Genomic DNA, 14,594 nt, shown 5'->3' on the forward strand with positions numbered 1-14,594 from the left:
GGTGTCCGAACGCTCAGCCGAGGAATCGGTCTCGGAGCCGCGCGAACAGCCCCTGCTGGAAGTGGCTGAGCTGCGGCGCAGCCGGCTTCTTCGAGGACGCGAACTGCTGGATGAGGTCGCGCTCCTTCGACGAGAGCTTGGTGGGCGTCACGACCTGCACGCCGATCTTCAGGTCGCCACGGCCTGCCCCGCGGAGCCTGGTGACCCCGCGGTCCTTGACGGTGAGGATCTCGCCGCTCTGCAGGCCCGGCCTGAGCTCGACGTCGACGTCGCCGTCGAGCGCGTGCACGGTCGTGGTCGTGCCGAGGATCGCATCGGTCATCGCGACCTCGAGGGTGCAGAGCAGGTCATCGCCGTTGCGGCTGAACACCTCGTGGTTGCGAACCTTGATCTCGAGATAGAGGTCGCCGTTCGGACCGCCGGCCGGACCCGCCTCGCCGGAACCCGGCATCTGCAGCCGCACACCCGTGTCGACGCCGGCGGGGATGTCGACGGGGACGGTGCGGCGCGCCCGCACGCGGCCCTGGCCCTGGCAGGTGACGCACGGGGTCGCGATGATCGTGCCGTATCCGCGGCAGGTGCCGCATGGGCTCGACGTCATGACGTTGCCGAGCAGCGACCGCACCGAACGCTGGATCGAGCCCGTGCCGCCGCAGATGTCGCACGTGACCGGCGACGTGCCCGGCTGGCAGCACGAGCCGTGGCACGTCTCGCACACGACGGCGGTGTCGACCTCGATGTCCCGGTGCGTGCCGAAGATCACCTCGTCGAGGCCGACCTCGACGCGGATCAGCGCGTCCTGGCCGCGTTCCCGGCGCGACCGCGGCCCGCGGCTGGCCTGCCCGGCGCCGAAGAACGTCTCGAAGATGTCGCCGAAGCCGCCGAAGCCCTGGCCGCCGAAACCGCCCTGACCGCCCAGGTCGTACTGCTGGCGCTGCTTCGGGTCGCTGAGCACGTCGTACGCGTGCGTGACCTGCTTGAAGCGTTCGGATGCCTCGGCGCCCGGGTTGACGTCGGGGTGGAGTTCGCGGGCGAGGCGGCGGTACGCCTTCTTGATCTCGTCTGGGGTGGCGTCGCGCGAGACGCCGAGGACCTCGTAATGGTCGGCCACGGAGGGGCGATTCCTTTCGATTGCCGGATGCCGGTCGGAACGACAGGCGTCGGATCAGCTCTCGCCGAGCGTGCGGGAGAGATAGCGGGCGACGGCGCGCACGGCCGCCATGCTGTTGGAGTAGTCCATGCGGGTGGGGCCCACGATGCCGAGCCGCGACACGTCGCGCCCCGGGACCTCGAATGCGCTCGAGACGACGGAGGTCTCGCCGAGGCCGAACGGGGCGTTCTCGCGCCCGATGCGCACGACCACCGAGTGCTCGTCGGTCGCCATCTCGCCGAAGAGCCGGAGCAGCACGACCTGCTCCTCGATCGCCTCGATGACGCCGAGGATCGAACCCGGGAAGTCCTGCTCGGTGGCCACCAGGTTCGCCGCACCTGCGACGACGAGGCGGTCGGGACGCTGCGCGCGCGCCTCGTCGGCGAGCGTCGCGGCGAGCGTGTGCAGCACCTGGGCGTGGCGCCGGTCGACGCTGGCGATCTCGCCCGAGAGCGCCTCCGCGGCATCCGCCATCGTGAGGCCGCCGGCGATCTCGTTCAGGCGCACCCGGAGCGCGGCGAGCGTGTCGTCGTCGACGGGGTGCTCGACCTCGGCGAGGCGCTGCTCGACCTGCCCGGAGTCGGCGATGAGAATGCACAGCACCCTGGTCGGCCCGATCGAGACGAGCTCGACGTGCCGCACGCGGGCGCTCGCGAAGCTCGGGTACTGCACGACGGCCAACTGCTTCGTGAGCTGCGACACGAGCCGCACGGTGCGTGCGAGCAGTTCGTCGAGATCGCTCGACTCCCCGAGGAAGGTCTCGATGGCCTGGCGTTGCGCCTGGCTCAGCGGGCGGATGTCGGTGAGCTGGTCGACGAAGACCCGATAGCCCTTGTCGGTGGGGATGCGGCCGGAGGAGGTGTGCGGGGCGGCGATGAGCTCCTCCTCCTCGAGGAGCGCCATGTCGTTGCGGATGGTGGCGGCGGACACGCCGAAGGCGTGCCGCTCGACGATCGTCTTGGAACCGACGGGCTCCCGCGATGCGACGTAATCCTGCACGATCGCCCGGAGCACGGCGAGACTGCGTTCGGAGACCATGGTCCTCGCTTCCACTCCTTAGCACTCCGTGTATCTGAGTGCTAATACTATCGCGACACGCCGCACGAGACCCCGCAAAGTGGTCGTTGCCAGCGCCGTGGCGCGACGATACCGTATGGGTACTCCCGCGCACGACGGCCGCGAACGTCCCCCTCGCACCGGCGCGGTTCACCGTGTACCCCTGTGAAAGGCACCTGATGACCGACCCCAACATCCCGTCGTCCGAACCCAACGCGGCCACGCCGCCCCCGCAGCAGCCCGTGGCGGCCGGGCCGCTTTCGCCCGAGCAGGACATCCAGTGGGGCTCGTTCGCCCACCTCGGCGGCATCCTCGGATTCCTGCCCGCGCTGATCATCTGGCTCGTGTTCAAGGACCGCGGCACGTTCACGAACACCGAGGGCAAGGAGGCGCTGAACTTCCAGATCACGCTGATCTTCGGGTACGTCGCGGTGTGGATCCTCACGGCGATCATCACCGTCGTCACATTCGGCCTGGGCAGCGTGCTGTCGCTGCTCACCTGGGCGATCTGGATCCTCGGCGTGGTCTTCTCGATCATCGCCTTCCTCAAGGCGAAGGACGGCGCGCACTACCGGTACCCGTTCGCCATCCGCCTCATCAAGTAACCCGGACGCAAGTTTCGCCCGCCGCAGGAGCGTCCTACTCCCGCGGCGGGCGTTGCTGTGCCAGCATGAAAGAGCACGAGTCTCGCCACGACGACGAGCCCGAACGAGGAGACCCCATGTCCGACACGCCCACGCCTCCCCCGCCGCCGCAGAACCCCTACCAGCAGAGCCCCGCGCTGAGCCCGAACGACGAGAAGCTGTGGTCGACCCTGATCCACATCGGCGGCATCTTCTTCGGCTTCATTCCGGCTCTCATCGGCTACCTGATCCTGAAGGACAAGGGCCCGTTCGTGCGGGCGCACACCGCGACCGCGCTGAACTTCCAGATCACGATGACGATCGCCTACGTGGTCGGTTCGATCCTGACGTTCGTGATCATCGGCATCTTCATCCTGATCGCGGTGTGGGTCATCGTGATCATCTTCAGCATCATGGCTGCGGTGAAGGCGAACCAGGGCCAGCCCTACACCTACCCGCTCTCGATCAAGTTCGTGAGCTGATCGAGGTCAGTCCTCGAGCAGGCGCCTGACCACGGCGTCCGCGAGCAGCCGCCCTCGCCTGGTGAGCGTCAGCGCACCGGCGAGGGCGGTTCTCGCGTCCACGAGGTCGTCGGCGATGAGGCCCGCCACGGCGCGTCGTCCACCGGCGCCGAGCGAGCCGATGTCGAGCCCCTCCCGGATCCGCGTGGCCAGCAGCACCCGCTCGGTCTCGCGCGTCGACGCGTCGAGCACCTCCCTGCCGACCGCGGGCGAGTGTCCCGCGGTCACGCGGTCGGCGTACGCCGACGGATGCTTGGCGTTCCACCACCGAACCCCGCCGACATGGCTGTGCGCACCCGGGCCCACTCCCCACCAGTCGTCGCCGCGCCAGTAGCCGAGGTTGTGGCGCGAGCGGTGCTCGGGCGCCGTCGCCCAGTTGCTCACCTCGTACCACTCGTACCCCGCCGCGACCAGCAGCTCGTCGGCCAGGTCGTACATGTCGGCCTCGAGGTCGTCGGACGGTTCGGCGAGCTCGCCACGGCGGATCTGCCGCGCGAGCTTCGTGCCGTCCTCGACGATGAGCGCATACGCGCTGAGATGATCGGGGCGCTCGACGATCGCGGCGTCGACGCTGCGACGCCAGTCGTCGAGCGACTCCCCCGGCGTGCCGTAGATGAGGTCGAGGCTCACGTCGAGCCCCGCCTGCCGCGCCCAGCGCACGGCGAGAGGCACGCGCGCGGGGTCGTGCGTGCGGTCGAGTGCGGCGAGCACGTGCGGCACGGCGGACTGCATCCCGAACGACACGCGCGTGAACCCGCCCGCAGCGAGCCCCGCGAGATCGTCGGGCCCCACCGAATCGGGGTTCGCCTCGGTCGTGATCTCGGCGCCCCGCGCGAGGCCGAACTCCGTGCGCACCGCGTCGAGCATGCGCACGAGGTCGGTCGCGGGCAGCAGGGTGGGCGTCCCACCCCCGAAGAACACCGTCTGCGCCGGCCGATCCGGGACGCCGGATGCCTCGAGCATCCGCCGCGACATCCTGATCTCGCCGATGGCGTGGTCGGCGTAGTCGACCTGCCGGGCTCCCCGCAGCTCGCTCGCCGTGTACGTGTTGAAGTCGCAGTAGCCGCAGCGCACCCGGCAGAACGGCACGTGCACGTACACGCCGAACGCACGCTCGTGGGCGCCGATCGCGGCCGACGGCGGCAACAGCCCGTCGAGCGGCGCCGGCTCGCCGAGCGGGAGCGCCGACGCCATCAGACGTAGGCGGGGTGCAGCGCCCGGAGCTCGGTTCGGGTGAGCTCACGACGCTTGCGGCGTTGGGCCGGCGCGAGCCCGCGCGTGTCGAACATCGACCGGATGGTGAGCCACACGCCGTCGTCGTCACGATGCTCGAGGATGAACGACTCCTCGCCGCTCTCGGGGCCCGCCGCAGTCGTGCCGTAGGCGAACCCGACCCGCTTCGGCTCGTCGACCACGTAGACGACGAGCACGGGGGTGCGATGGGTGAGGATCCGCCCCTTCCGCACCAGGGTCGCCGTCATGCCCGCCGCGATGTAGGGCGTGCCGTCGGACCCGAACCGGTCCTCGCGGCGCAGGCCCGGCTGCTCGGCGAGCGGGGTGCCGTCGGCGTCGTAGACGATGCCCGGGTACTGCGCGCCCGTGCCGGCCGAGACATCCGTCACCTCGAAGCCGGCACCCTTCTGGATGCCCCAGGTCATGAGCGCCTCGACCGAGCGTGCGAAGCGCTCGTCGCCCGAGCCGAGGCGCACGGAGTCCTCGGCGGGCCGGAACCCGGCGGGCGGGTAGCGCAGCAGGTCGGGGTCGAGCGTCGCGCCGATGGCGCCGTACGTGACCGACTGGTCGGTGAACGTGCTGCGTCGGGTCATCCGTTCATTCTACGGATGTCGCCTGACCGGCTGCTCCGAGCGGAGTCGGTTGCGGCGAGCAGGGACGCTACTTCTTGGCGTCCTTCCTCTCGGTCTCGCCCGAGAGCGCGGCGATGAACGCCTCTTGGGGTACCTCGACGCGACCCACCATCTTCATGCGCTTCTTGCCCTCCTTCTGCTTCTCGAGGAGCTTGCGCTTGCGGGTGATGTCACCGCCGTAGCACTTGGCGAGCACGTCCTTGCGCATCGCGCGGATCGACTCGCGCGCGATGATACGGGCGCCGATCGCGGCCTGGATGGGCACCTCGAACTGCTGCCGCGGAATGAGCTCGCGCAGGCGTCCCGTCATGAGCACGCCGTAGGCGTACGCCTTGTCACGGTGCACGATGGCGCTGAACGCGTCGACCTGCTCGCCCTGCAGCAGGATGTCGACCTTCACGAGGTCGGCGGCCTGGTCGCCCGCAGGCTCGTAGTCGAGGCTCGCGTAGCCCGCCGTCTTCGACTTCAGGTTGTCGAAGAAGTCGAAGACGATCTCGCCGAGTGGCATGTTGTACCGGATCTCCACCCGGTCTTCGCCGAGGTACTCCATGCCGAGCAGGGTGCCCCGGCGCGACTGGCAGAGCTCCATGATCGTGCCGACGTAGTCCTTCGGCGCGAGGATCGCGGCCTTGACCACCGGCTCGCGCACTTCGGCGATCTTCGCGCCCGTCGGAAACTCGCTCGGGTTCGTGACCGTGACCGTCTTCCGGTCTTCGGTGGTGACCTCGTACACGACGCTCGGCGCGGTCGCGATGATGTCGAGGTCGAACTCGCGGCGCAGTCGCTCGGTGACGATCTCGAGGTGCAGGAGGCCCAGGAAACCGCAGCGGAAACCGAAGCCGAGCGCGACCGAGGTCTCGGGCTCGTAGACGAGCGCGGCATCCGACAGCTTCAGCTTGTCGAGCGCCTCGCGCAGCTCGGGGTAGTCGCTGCCGTCGATCGGATACAGGCCCGAGAACACCATGGGCAGCGGCTCGGTGTACCCCGCGAGCGGCTCGGTGGCCGGCTTCGCCGCCGTCGTGACCGTGTCGCCGACCTTCGACTGGCGCACGTCCTTCACGCCCGTGATGAGGTAGCCCACCTCGCCGACGCCGAGGCCCTTCGTGGGCGTCGGCTCAGGCGCGCTCACGCCGATCTCGAGGATCTCGTGCGTCGCCCGCGTCGACATCATCTGGATGCGTTCCCGCGGGTTCAGCTTGCCGTCGACCATGCGCACGTACGTGACGACGCCGCGGTAGCTGTCGTACACGGAATCGAAGATCATCGCCCGCGGCGGGGCATCCGCGTCGCCCACCGGAGCCGGAATGCGCTCGACGACGCGATCGAGGAGGTCCTCGACGCCGACGCCGGTCTTGCCCGACACGCGAAGCACGTCGTCGGGCGAACCGCCGATGAGGTCGGCGAGCTCGCGCGCGTACTTCTCGGGCTCGGCCGCGGGCAGGTCGATCTTGTTCAGCACGGGAATGATCTCGAGGTCGTTCTCGAGCGCGAGGTAGAGGTTCGCGAGCGTCTGCGCCTCGATGCCCTGCGCGGCATCCACCAGCAGGATCGCGCCCTCGCACGCGGCGAGCGAGCGCGAGACCTCGTAGCTGAAGTCGACATGACCCGGCGTGTCGATCATGTTGAGCGCGTACGACGTGTCGCCGACCTGCCAGGGCATGCGCACCGCCTGGCTCTTGATGGTGATACCGCGCTCCCGCTCGATGTCCATGCGGTCCAGGTACTGCGCACGCATGTCGCGGTCGGCCACCACGCCCGTGATGCCGAGCATGCGGTCGGCGAGGGTCGACTTGCCGTGGTCGATGTGCGCGATGATGCAGAAATTCCGGATCAACGCGGGGTCGGTGGCGGCGGGCACCGGAGGATCAGCAGCTCGAGGGGACATCCCGACGATTCTCCCACGACTTGCGAACCGACTTTCGACGGATGCCCCGGCGCGGGCCCCGGGGTTACGCTGACAGCACCATGACCGTGATCGAGGCCACCGACGCACGCGTGGCGCCCTCGGCCCTGCGCCCGGTCTTCCTCACGCTCCGATTCGGCCTGCACGTGCTCGTGGTCGGCCTCGCGCTCTTCGTCATCATGCGCGCGCTGCTCGCGGACGCCCCGACCGAGGTACCGGTCACGATCCTCGCGGTCGCGTTCCTCGCATGGTACGGCGCGGGCGTCGCCGCCGCGCACCGGCACCTGCCGGCCTGGGCGCGGGTGGCCTGGCTCCTGGCGCTGCTCGGGCTGTGGGTGGCGATGTCGGCACTGACCCCGGATGCCGCGTTCCTCGCGTTCCCCCTGTTCTTCCTCGAACTTCACGTGCTCGCAGCGCCCATCGCGGTGCCGCTCGTGGTCATCACCTTCGGCCTGTCGGTGTGGGGCACGGCCTCCCACCTCGGCTTCGAGGTCGGTTCGATCCTCGGTCCGCTCATCAGTTCGGGCGTCGCCATCGTCATCGGACTCGGCTATCGCGCCATGTCGCAGGAGACCCGCGATCGCCAGGCGCTCATCCTCGACCTGCTCGCCACGCGCGAAGAGCTCGCCGCGGCCAGCCGCGAGGCCGGCACCCTCGCCGAGCGCGAACGCCTCGCCCGTGAGATCCACGACACGGTCGCGCAAGGCCTCTCGAGCATCCAGATGCTGCTGCACGCGGCGGAGCGCGACATCGACGACGAGCGCACGCGGGAGAAGCTCCGCCTCGCCCGCGAGACCGCGGCCGACAACCTCGGCGAGACGCGGCGCTTCATCCGGGAGCTCACGCCCCCCTCGCTCGACGAGCAGACGCTGCCCGCCGCGCTCCGCCGGCTCGCCGACGCCGTGAACGAGCAGGCCGAGCAGTCCGGCGCACGGACACGCGTGACCTTCCGCACCAGCGGCCCGCCCGTCATGCTGCCGATGGCGGCCGACGCCTCGCTCCTGCGCATCGCCCAGGGCGCCCTCGCGAACGTGCTGCGGCATTCGGACGCCGCGCGTGCCGAGCTGACGCTCAGCTACCTCGGCGACGAGGTCGCGCTCGACGTCGTGGACGACGGCGTGGGCTTCGACGCGGCCGCCGTGCAGCGAGCGGAGGCCGACGGCGCCAGGTTCGGGCTCAGGGCGATGCGGCAGCGTGCCGAGCGGCAGGGCGGCACCATCGTGATCGAGTCCGCGCCCGGTGAGGGGACCGCAATCTCGGTGCGCATCCCGGTGGTGGCACCATGATCCGGCTGCTGCTCAGCGACGACCATCCGGTGGTTCGGGCCGGCATCCGGGCACTGCTCGAGTCCGAGTCCGATCTGGAGGTGGTGGCCGAAGCCGCGACGGCCGAGGACGCCGTGCGGCTCGCCGCGACATCCGGAGTGGACCTCGTGCTCATGGACCTGCAGTTCCCCGGCGCGCTGCAGGGTGCGGAGGCGACCCGACGAATCCGGTCGCACGACGGCGCACCGCGCGTGCTGGTGCTCACGAACTACGACACCGACGCCGACATCCTCGGCGCCATCGAGGCGGGCGCGAGCGGGTACCTCCTGAAGGACGCGCCGCCCGCCGAGCTCGTCGCGGCCGTGCGTGCCGCGGCCGTCGGCGAGTCGGCGCTCGCACCCGCGGTCTCCTCGCGCCTCGACGGCTCTCGCGCGGGCGGCGAGCGTCTCACCGCGCGTGAGGCCGAGGTGCTCTCGCTGGTCGCCGAGGGCCGGTCGAACCGCGACATCGGCCGGGCGCTGTTCCTCAGCGAGGCGACGGTGAAGTCGCACCTCGTGCACATATTCGCGAAGCTCGGCGTCGGCTCGCGCACGGCCGCCGTGGCCCGGGCACGCGAGCTCGGTGCGATCAGGGCGGGCTGACGGATGCCCCGCGCCCGCGTCGTGCTCGTGCACGGGATCCGTACGTCCGCCTCGATGTGGCGGCGGCAGCTCAACGCGTTCGCCCGGCACGACATCGAGGCGGTCGCCGTCGACCTGCCCGGGCACGGCGCGCGGATGGACGACCCGTTCTCGCTCGACGACGCCATGCGCGTCATCGACGAGGCGATCGGCACGCGCAGTGCGGGTGACCGCACGCCACGACTCCTCGTCGGCCTGAGCCTCGGCGGGTATCTCGCCATCGAGTACGCGGCGACGCATCCGGGCCGCATCGACGGGCTCGTCGCGGCGTCGTGCGGCACCAGGCCGCGGGGGCCCGGGCTCGCGGGCTACCGCCGGCTCGCCGAGCTGATCGGACGGCTGCCCGATCGCGGGCGCGCCATGAACGACCTCATGGCGCAACTCTTCCTTACTCCCGAGGCCGTCGCCGACGTGATCGGCGGCGGCGTCGCACTCGAGGTCATGTCCCCGGCGCTCGGGGTCGTGGGCGAACTCGACCCCGAGGCGGCGCTCCGACGCATCGACGTGCCGGTCTGGTTCGTGAACGGGCGGTTCGACCACTTCAGGCTCGAGGAGCGACGTATGCTCCGCGCGGCACGTGATGCCCGGCTCGTCGTCGTGCCGGGCGCGACGCACCTCGTGAGCCTCGCGCGTCCCGAGGACTTCACCGCCGCCGTCCTCGGTGCGGTGGCCGAACTCGATCTCCGGGCCGCCCGTGATCGCCGCCGACGCCGCGTTGGTGCGGCTCGCGGGTAGCTGGTATCGTTGTCTGTTGGCTTGCGTGCGGGTCCCACCCCGCACGAGACGCCGCGTCGGCCCCTCTACCGCGCGCGGCACATCCGGTACCCGCACACGAACGAAAGAACACCACGTGGCAAACATCAAGTCGCAGATCAAGCGCATCCGCACCAACCTGAAGGCGCAGGAGCGCAACAAGGCCGTCAAGAGCGAGGTCAAGAGCGCCGTCCGCGCCACGCGCGAGGCGATCGCCGCGGGCGACAAGGAGAAGGCGACCACCGCCCTCCGCGTCGCGACGCGCAAGCTCGACAAGGCCGCCTCGAAGGGCGTGATCCACAAGAACCAGGCCGCGAACCGCAAGTCGGCCATCGCGAAGCAGGTCGCCGCGCTCTGACGCGAACCCGTTCTGCCCGAAGGCCCCGCACGATGTGCGGGGCCTTCGTCGTTGGCGGCGCGATGACCGGGGGTGGACGGATGCCGCGGCCTCGGCCCTGCAAGTGCTCATAACTGCGGATATACGATCCGCCTCGCCGATAGAGTCCGCGAATCCGCGGGGTGCCGGATCGTATATCCGCAGAATCGGACGGGAAGGGTCGCACGAGGGGCGGCGCGAGCCGGACGCCGACGAGTGGATGCCGCAGCCGGCGAGATCAGACGAGGTCGCGGCCGCGCGCGGCGATGATGCCGACGAGCCGCTCGAGGGCGAACACCGGGTCGCGCTCGGCGCCCTTGACGGCGGCGTCGGCGGCGGCGAGCGACTGGATCGCGCGACGGAGGCCCTCGTCGCTCCAGCCGGCGAGGTCGCGGCGCGCGCGGTCGACCTGCCAGGGCGCGAGTCCGAGCGACGAGGCCACCTGCGGGCCGCCGCCCCGGACGCCCGAGACCTTGGCCATGGTGCGCACCTTCATGGCGAACGCCGCGACGATGGGCACGGGGTCGGCGCCACTGTCGAGCGCGTGTCGCAGGGCGATGAGCGCCTCGCCGTGGCGACCGGCGATGGCGGCGTCGGCGACCGCGAACGCGTTCGTCTCGATGCGGCCGCCGTAGTATTTCGCGACCACCGCATCGGTGATCTCGTCGGGCGCGTCGGCGATGAGCTGGCGGCAGGCCGCCGAGAGCTCGGCGAGGTCGTCGGCGAACGCCGCGACCAGCGACCTGAGGGCGCGTGGGTTGACCTTGCGGCCCGCGGCCCGGAACTCGGCCGCCGCGAAGTCCTGCTTCTCGACGTCCTTCTTGAGTTCGGCGCACACGATTTCGACGCCGCGACCGGTGCCCGCGCGGATCGCGTCGAGGAGCTTCTTGCCGCGTTGGCCGCCCGCGTGCCGCAGCACGAGCGTCGTCGATTCGGCGGTCTGCTCGAGGTACTCCAGTGCGTCGGCGAGGAAGTCGTCGCTCGCGCGCTCGACCGCGCCCACCCGGATGAGCCGCGGCTCACCGAAGAGCGACGGACTCGCGAGCGTCAGCAGTTCGCCGCGGCGATAGCCGTCGGCCTCGAGGTCGCTGACCTCGAGCGACGGATCCTCCGATCGGAGGAAGTCGCGCAGCATCCCGCTCGCGCGCTCGGCGAGCACCGTCTCGGCGCCCGAGATGAGCACGACCGGAGCCGGCCGCACCTCGTTCCACGCCAGCTGCGGTATCGCGACCTTCGTGCGCGCCGACGCTCCGGCTCTCGTCGCGCCTGACCGTGCCGCCACCGCACCTCCCGTTCCGGCCTCAAGTCTAGGGGCGACCGCCGACGGTGCCCCGCTCGGTCCAGAGCGCGAAGCCGCCCGAGCCGTCGGCGGTGAGCACCGAGGTGCCCGAGCGGTCGGTGCGCAGCGGGGTCGTCCCTGTCGCCGTCAGGATGTCGAGCAGCCGGCCGGTCGGGTGCCCGTAGCCGTTGTCGGCCCCGACGCCGATGACGCCCACGGTGGCGCCGAGCTCGCGGTAGAGCGCCTCGCTCTGGTCGGCCGAGCCGTGATGGGCGACCTTCACGAGGTCGACCCGACCCAGGTCGATCGACCTGAGGAGCCGGAGCTGTGCGTCTTCGCCGAGGTCGCCCAGGAACACGCCGCGGTACCCCGGCGCGTCGAGGTCGACGACGACGCTCGCGTCGTTGCCGGGAATCGCGCGCGGCTTCGGCCAGACCACGCGCCATCGGGCATCGCCGAGCTCCCCGGCGTGGCCGGCGATCACCTCGATCAGCTCGGCGCCGCCCTGCGCCAGAGGGCCGAGCACGCGGTCGGAGCGATCCCCGTCGAGCGGTCCGTGGATGACCGTGTCGACTCGGCCCGCGACCGCACCCGCTCCCCCGACGTGATCGTTGTCCCAGTGCGTGAGCACCAGGAGGTCGACGCGCTCGATGCCGAGCATGGCCAGGCAGCGATCGAGGGACTCCGGCTCGGGTCCGGTGTCGATGAGCGCCGTCGCGCCCGCGGAGCGCACGAGCACGGCGTCGCCCTGCCCGATGTCGCACGCCGCGACATCCCAGTCACGCGGTCGCGTGGCCGCCCCGATCAGCGGACCGCCCGCCGCCGCTCCGAGCGGCACGGCCGTGGCCGCCACGAGCAGCCCCGCGACGGTGACGCGAAGCCACGCGGCGGCGGGCGGCGCGAGGGCGAGCCGGAGTGCCAGCGCGGTGCACGCGACCAGGAGCAGCGCGCCCGGGGCATCCGCCGGCCAGGGCAGTCGGCCACCGGGAAGCCCGGCCGCGCCGTGCGCGACGAGCGCGATCCAGGAGGCGGGCAGCCAGGCGACCTCGAGGAGCGCCATGCCCACCGACGGGAGCACGGGCAGCACGAGGCATCCGACGAGTCCGACCACGGTGCCGACCGGCGCGGCCGGTGCCGCGAGCAGGTTCGCGGGCACGCCGTAGAGGGCGATCGCGGGGTCGAGCAGCACGAGGATGGGCTGGCAGGCCAGCTGCGCCGCCAGCGGCACGGCGAGCACCGCCGCGAGCGGAGCGGGCATGACGCGTGCGAGCCCGGCGGCCAGCGGCGCGGTGAGGAGCAGCAGCCCGCCGGTCGCGGCTGCCGAGAGCGCGAACCCGTAGTCGCGCGCGAGCCAGGGGTCGAACGTCAGGAGCGCGATGACCGCCACCGAGAGCGCCGTGACCCCACCGCCGGGCCGACCCGCGGCCAGGGCGACGAGCACGACGACGGCCATCGTGCCCGCGCGAATGACGCTCGGCTGCGGCGTGACGAGCACGATGAAGCCGGCGAGGGCGAGCACCGCGATCACGATGCGGCCCGTCCTGCGCACCCGACAGAGTCCCGCGAGCAGGAAGGCGGCGGCCGTGACGATGGCGCAGTTCGCCCCCGACACGGCCGTGAGGTGACTGAGCGAACTCGCCTTCATCGCGGCGTCGAGTGCCTCGTCGACGGCGCCGGTGTCGCCGATCGCGAGCCCGGGCACGAGCGCCGCTCCGTCACCGGTGAGTCCCCGGGCGGCCTCGGCGAACCCCTGCCGGAGGCCGCCCGCCCACGACAGCCACGGCGGCGCCGCGTCGACGACGCGTACGTCGCCGCCGGCGCGGAGGCGGAACGCGCTCTCTTCGGCGGCGGGCAGCGGACTCACTCGCGCGTCGAACCCGAGCCGAGCGCCCAACTGCAGGTGCTCGGCCGCCACCTGCACGCTCGTCGTGACCGGGACGGGCGCGACCGCGCCCCCGTCCACCGCGACGAGTCGAGCGTCGAGGCGCATCGTCGGATCGTCGGATGCCTCGGCCCACGCGGGTCCCCGCATGGCGCGTGGTGCGGACACGACCTCGATGACGACCTCGACCGTGCGATGCTGCGCGGCCGCCTCGACGAGCGGTGACGCGGCCCGCTGCGCGAGCGCCGTCGCCGCCGTCGCAGCGACCAGGCCCGACGCCGCGAGTGCCACGAGGACCAGCGGGCCGGCGAGGCGCAGCACGCGACCACGCGGCCGGCGCCGGACGAGGAGCAGCACGAGCACCACGGCACCGACGCTCCAGATCGTCGCGGCGACGGCGCCGGCATCCAGGCCGACGTCGGGCGCGCCGACCACGAGCCAGCCCGTCGTCCACGCCGCGACGGCCGGCACCAGCAGCCGCAGGTCGCCCACTCAGGGCGCCACGAGTTCGGCGAGACCCGAGAACACCGCGTCGCCGATGCCGGCGACCTCGAGCAGTTGATCGGTGCTCGTGAACGGGCCGTTGGCCTCGCGCCAGTCGATGATGCGCTGCGCCAGTGCCGGTCCGATGCGCGGCAGCGTGTCGAGCTCGGCGACATCGGCCGTGTTGAGGTGCACGAGCCCGTCGCCGGCGTTGGCGGCGCCGGGCGCGCCGCCACCGGCCGAGCCCGCCGGCGGTGCCTCGCCGATCGCGAGCACGACGAGCTGTTCGCCGTCGACGACGGGTCGCGCGAGGTTGACGGCCGCCGGATCGGCGTCGGCCGTGAACCCGCCGGCCGCGGCCACCGCGTCGACCACGCGGGCACCCGCCCCGAGCTCGACGAGTCCCGGCTCGGCCACGGCCCCGAGCACGTGCACGAGGAGCGGCGCCGGGCCCACCTCGACGCCTCCGCCGGGCCCGGTCTCGCTCGCGTCCGACGGCCGATCCGCCGGCGTGATCGTGCCCTGCCCGCCGCCGCCGCCCGACGCGAACGACAGCATCGCCGCGACCGCCACGGACACGATGAACAGCACGACCGCGGCACCCACCGCGATGCGCACCCGGGGCCCCGCGCGGCGTGCCGACGGGTCGAGCGCGGCGAGCGGATCGGGTTCGGGGCGCGCGGGCATGACCAGCACGCTACGGGCGACCGGCCGGCCTCACCGGCGCGGCGACCGCCGCCGTCTCGACCCGCTGGGCG

14 protein-coding genes are annotated in these 14,594 nt (G+C 71.8%); 6 read left to right on the top strand and 8 right to left on the bottom strand.

Annotation, left to right across the window (positions count from 1 at the left end):
• Positions 1-13: 13 nt before the first annotated feature.
• The gene (gene dnaJ, locus EZM51_RS04980) at positions 14-1,111 is read right to left on the bottom strand and encodes a molecular chaperone DnaJ (RefSeq protein ID WP_136707132.1); all 1,098 of its coding nucleotides are present in this window, start codon (positions 1,109-1,111) and stop codon (positions 14-16) included.
• Between the two features lie 54 nt (positions 1,112-1,165).
• The gene (gene hrcA / locus EZM51_RS04985; protein ID WP_136707133.1) at positions 1,166-2,188 is read right to left on the bottom strand and encodes a heat-inducible transcriptional repressor HrcA; all 1,023 of its coding nucleotides are present in this window, start codon (positions 2,186-2,188) and stop codon (positions 1,166-1,168) included.
• 197 nt (positions 2,189-2,385) lie between these two features.
• Here hrcA and EZM51_RS04990 point away from each other — a divergent pair, with 197 nt between their 5' ends.
• On the top strand, positions 2,386-2,811 hold the full coding sequence (locus EZM51_RS04990) for a DUF4870 domain-containing protein (RefSeq protein ID WP_136707134.1): 426 nt from the start codon (positions 2,386-2,388) through the stop codon (positions 2,809-2,811).
• A gap of 116 nt (positions 2,812-2,927) precedes the next feature.
• Positions 2,928-3,311 carry a DUF4870 domain-containing protein gene (locus EZM51_RS04995; protein WP_136707135.1) on the top strand — a complete coding sequence of 128 codons (384 nt, stop codon included), beginning with the start codon at positions 2,928-2,930 and terminating at the stop codon, positions 3,309-3,311.
• Positions 3,312-3,317: 6 nt separating this feature from the next.
• Here the strand turns inward: EZM51_RS04995 and hemW are convergent, their stop codons facing one another.
• The 3 genes from hemW to lepA all read right to left on the bottom strand — a co-directional run bounded on the left by hemW (position 3,318) and on the right by lepA (position 7,100).
• On the bottom strand, positions 3,318-4,544 hold the full coding sequence (hemW, locus tag EZM51_RS05000; RefSeq protein WP_136707136.1) for a radical SAM family heme chaperone HemW: 1,227 nt from the start codon (positions 4,542-4,544) through the stop codon (positions 3,318-3,320).
• Positions 4,544-5,176 (bottom strand): DUF1990 family protein, encoded by a 633-nt coding sequence (locus EZM51_RS05005; RefSeq protein WP_136707137.1) that lies wholly within the window; start codon positions 5,174-5,176, stop codon positions 4,544-4,546. Before EZM51_RS05005 ends, hemW begins: the two co-directional genes overlap by 1 nt.
• A 67-nt stretch (positions 5,177-5,243) precedes the next feature.
• Positions 5,244-7,100, bottom strand: coding sequence for a translation elongation factor 4 (lepA, locus tag EZM51_RS05010; RefSeq protein WP_136707138.1), 1,857 nt, complete (start codon positions 7,098-7,100; stop codon positions 5,244-5,246).
• An 80-nt stretch (positions 7,101-7,180) separates the two neighbouring features.
• On the opposite strand from lepA, the gene EZM51_RS05015 reads away from it, so the two are divergent.
• The 4 genes from EZM51_RS05015 (at position 7,181) to rpsT (ending at position 10,174) form a co-directional block, all read left to right on the top strand.
• On the top strand, positions 7,181-8,404 hold the full coding sequence (locus tag EZM51_RS05015; protein WP_136707139.1) for a sensor histidine kinase: 1,224 nt from the start codon (positions 7,181-7,183) through the stop codon (positions 8,402-8,404).
• Positions 8,401-9,024, top strand: coding sequence for a response regulator transcription factor (locus EZM51_RS05020; protein ID WP_136707140.1), 624 nt, complete (start codon positions 8,401-8,403; stop codon positions 9,022-9,024). The genes EZM51_RS05015 and EZM51_RS05020 overlap by 4 nt, the downstream gene beginning before the upstream one ends.
• Positions 9,025-9,027: 3 nt before the next feature.
• Positions 9,028-9,798, top strand: a complete 771-nt coding sequence (locus EZM51_RS05025; RefSeq protein WP_136707141.1) for an alpha/beta hydrolase — start codon at positions 9,028-9,030, stop codon at positions 9,796-9,798.
• A gap of 115 nt (positions 9,799-9,913) precedes the next feature.
• Positions 9,914-10,174, top strand: a complete 261-nt coding sequence (rpsT, locus tag EZM51_RS05030; RefSeq protein ID WP_136707142.1) for a 30S ribosomal protein S20 — start codon at positions 9,914-9,916, stop codon at positions 10,172-10,174.
• Between the two features lie 256 nt (positions 10,175-10,430).
• Here the strand turns inward: rpsT and holA are convergent, their stop codons facing one another.
• The 3 genes from holA to EZM51_RS05045 are packed head-to-tail and all read right to left on the bottom strand — an operon-like array spanning position 10,431 to position 14,523.
• Positions 10,431-11,474, bottom strand: coding sequence for a DNA polymerase III subunit delta (holA, locus tag EZM51_RS05035; RefSeq protein WP_136707143.1), 1,044 nt, complete (start codon positions 11,472-11,474; stop codon positions 10,431-10,433).
• Between the two features lie 25 nt (positions 11,475-11,499).
• Entirely contained in the window at positions 11,500-13,845 is a 2,346-nt protein-coding gene (locus tag EZM51_RS05040; protein WP_136707144.1) for a ComEC/Rec2 family competence protein, read from the bottom strand.
• On the bottom strand, positions 13,846-14,523 hold the full coding sequence (locus EZM51_RS05045; RefSeq protein ID WP_136707145.1) for a ComEA family DNA-binding protein: 678 nt from the start codon (positions 14,521-14,523) through the stop codon (positions 13,846-13,848).
• Between the last annotated feature and the right edge of the window lie 71 nt (positions 14,524-14,594).

It is taken from the genome of Agromyces sp. H66 (assembly GCF_004959775.1).
Classification (GTDB): domain Bacteria; phylum Actinomycetota; class Actinomycetes; order Actinomycetales; family Microbacteriaceae; genus Agromyces.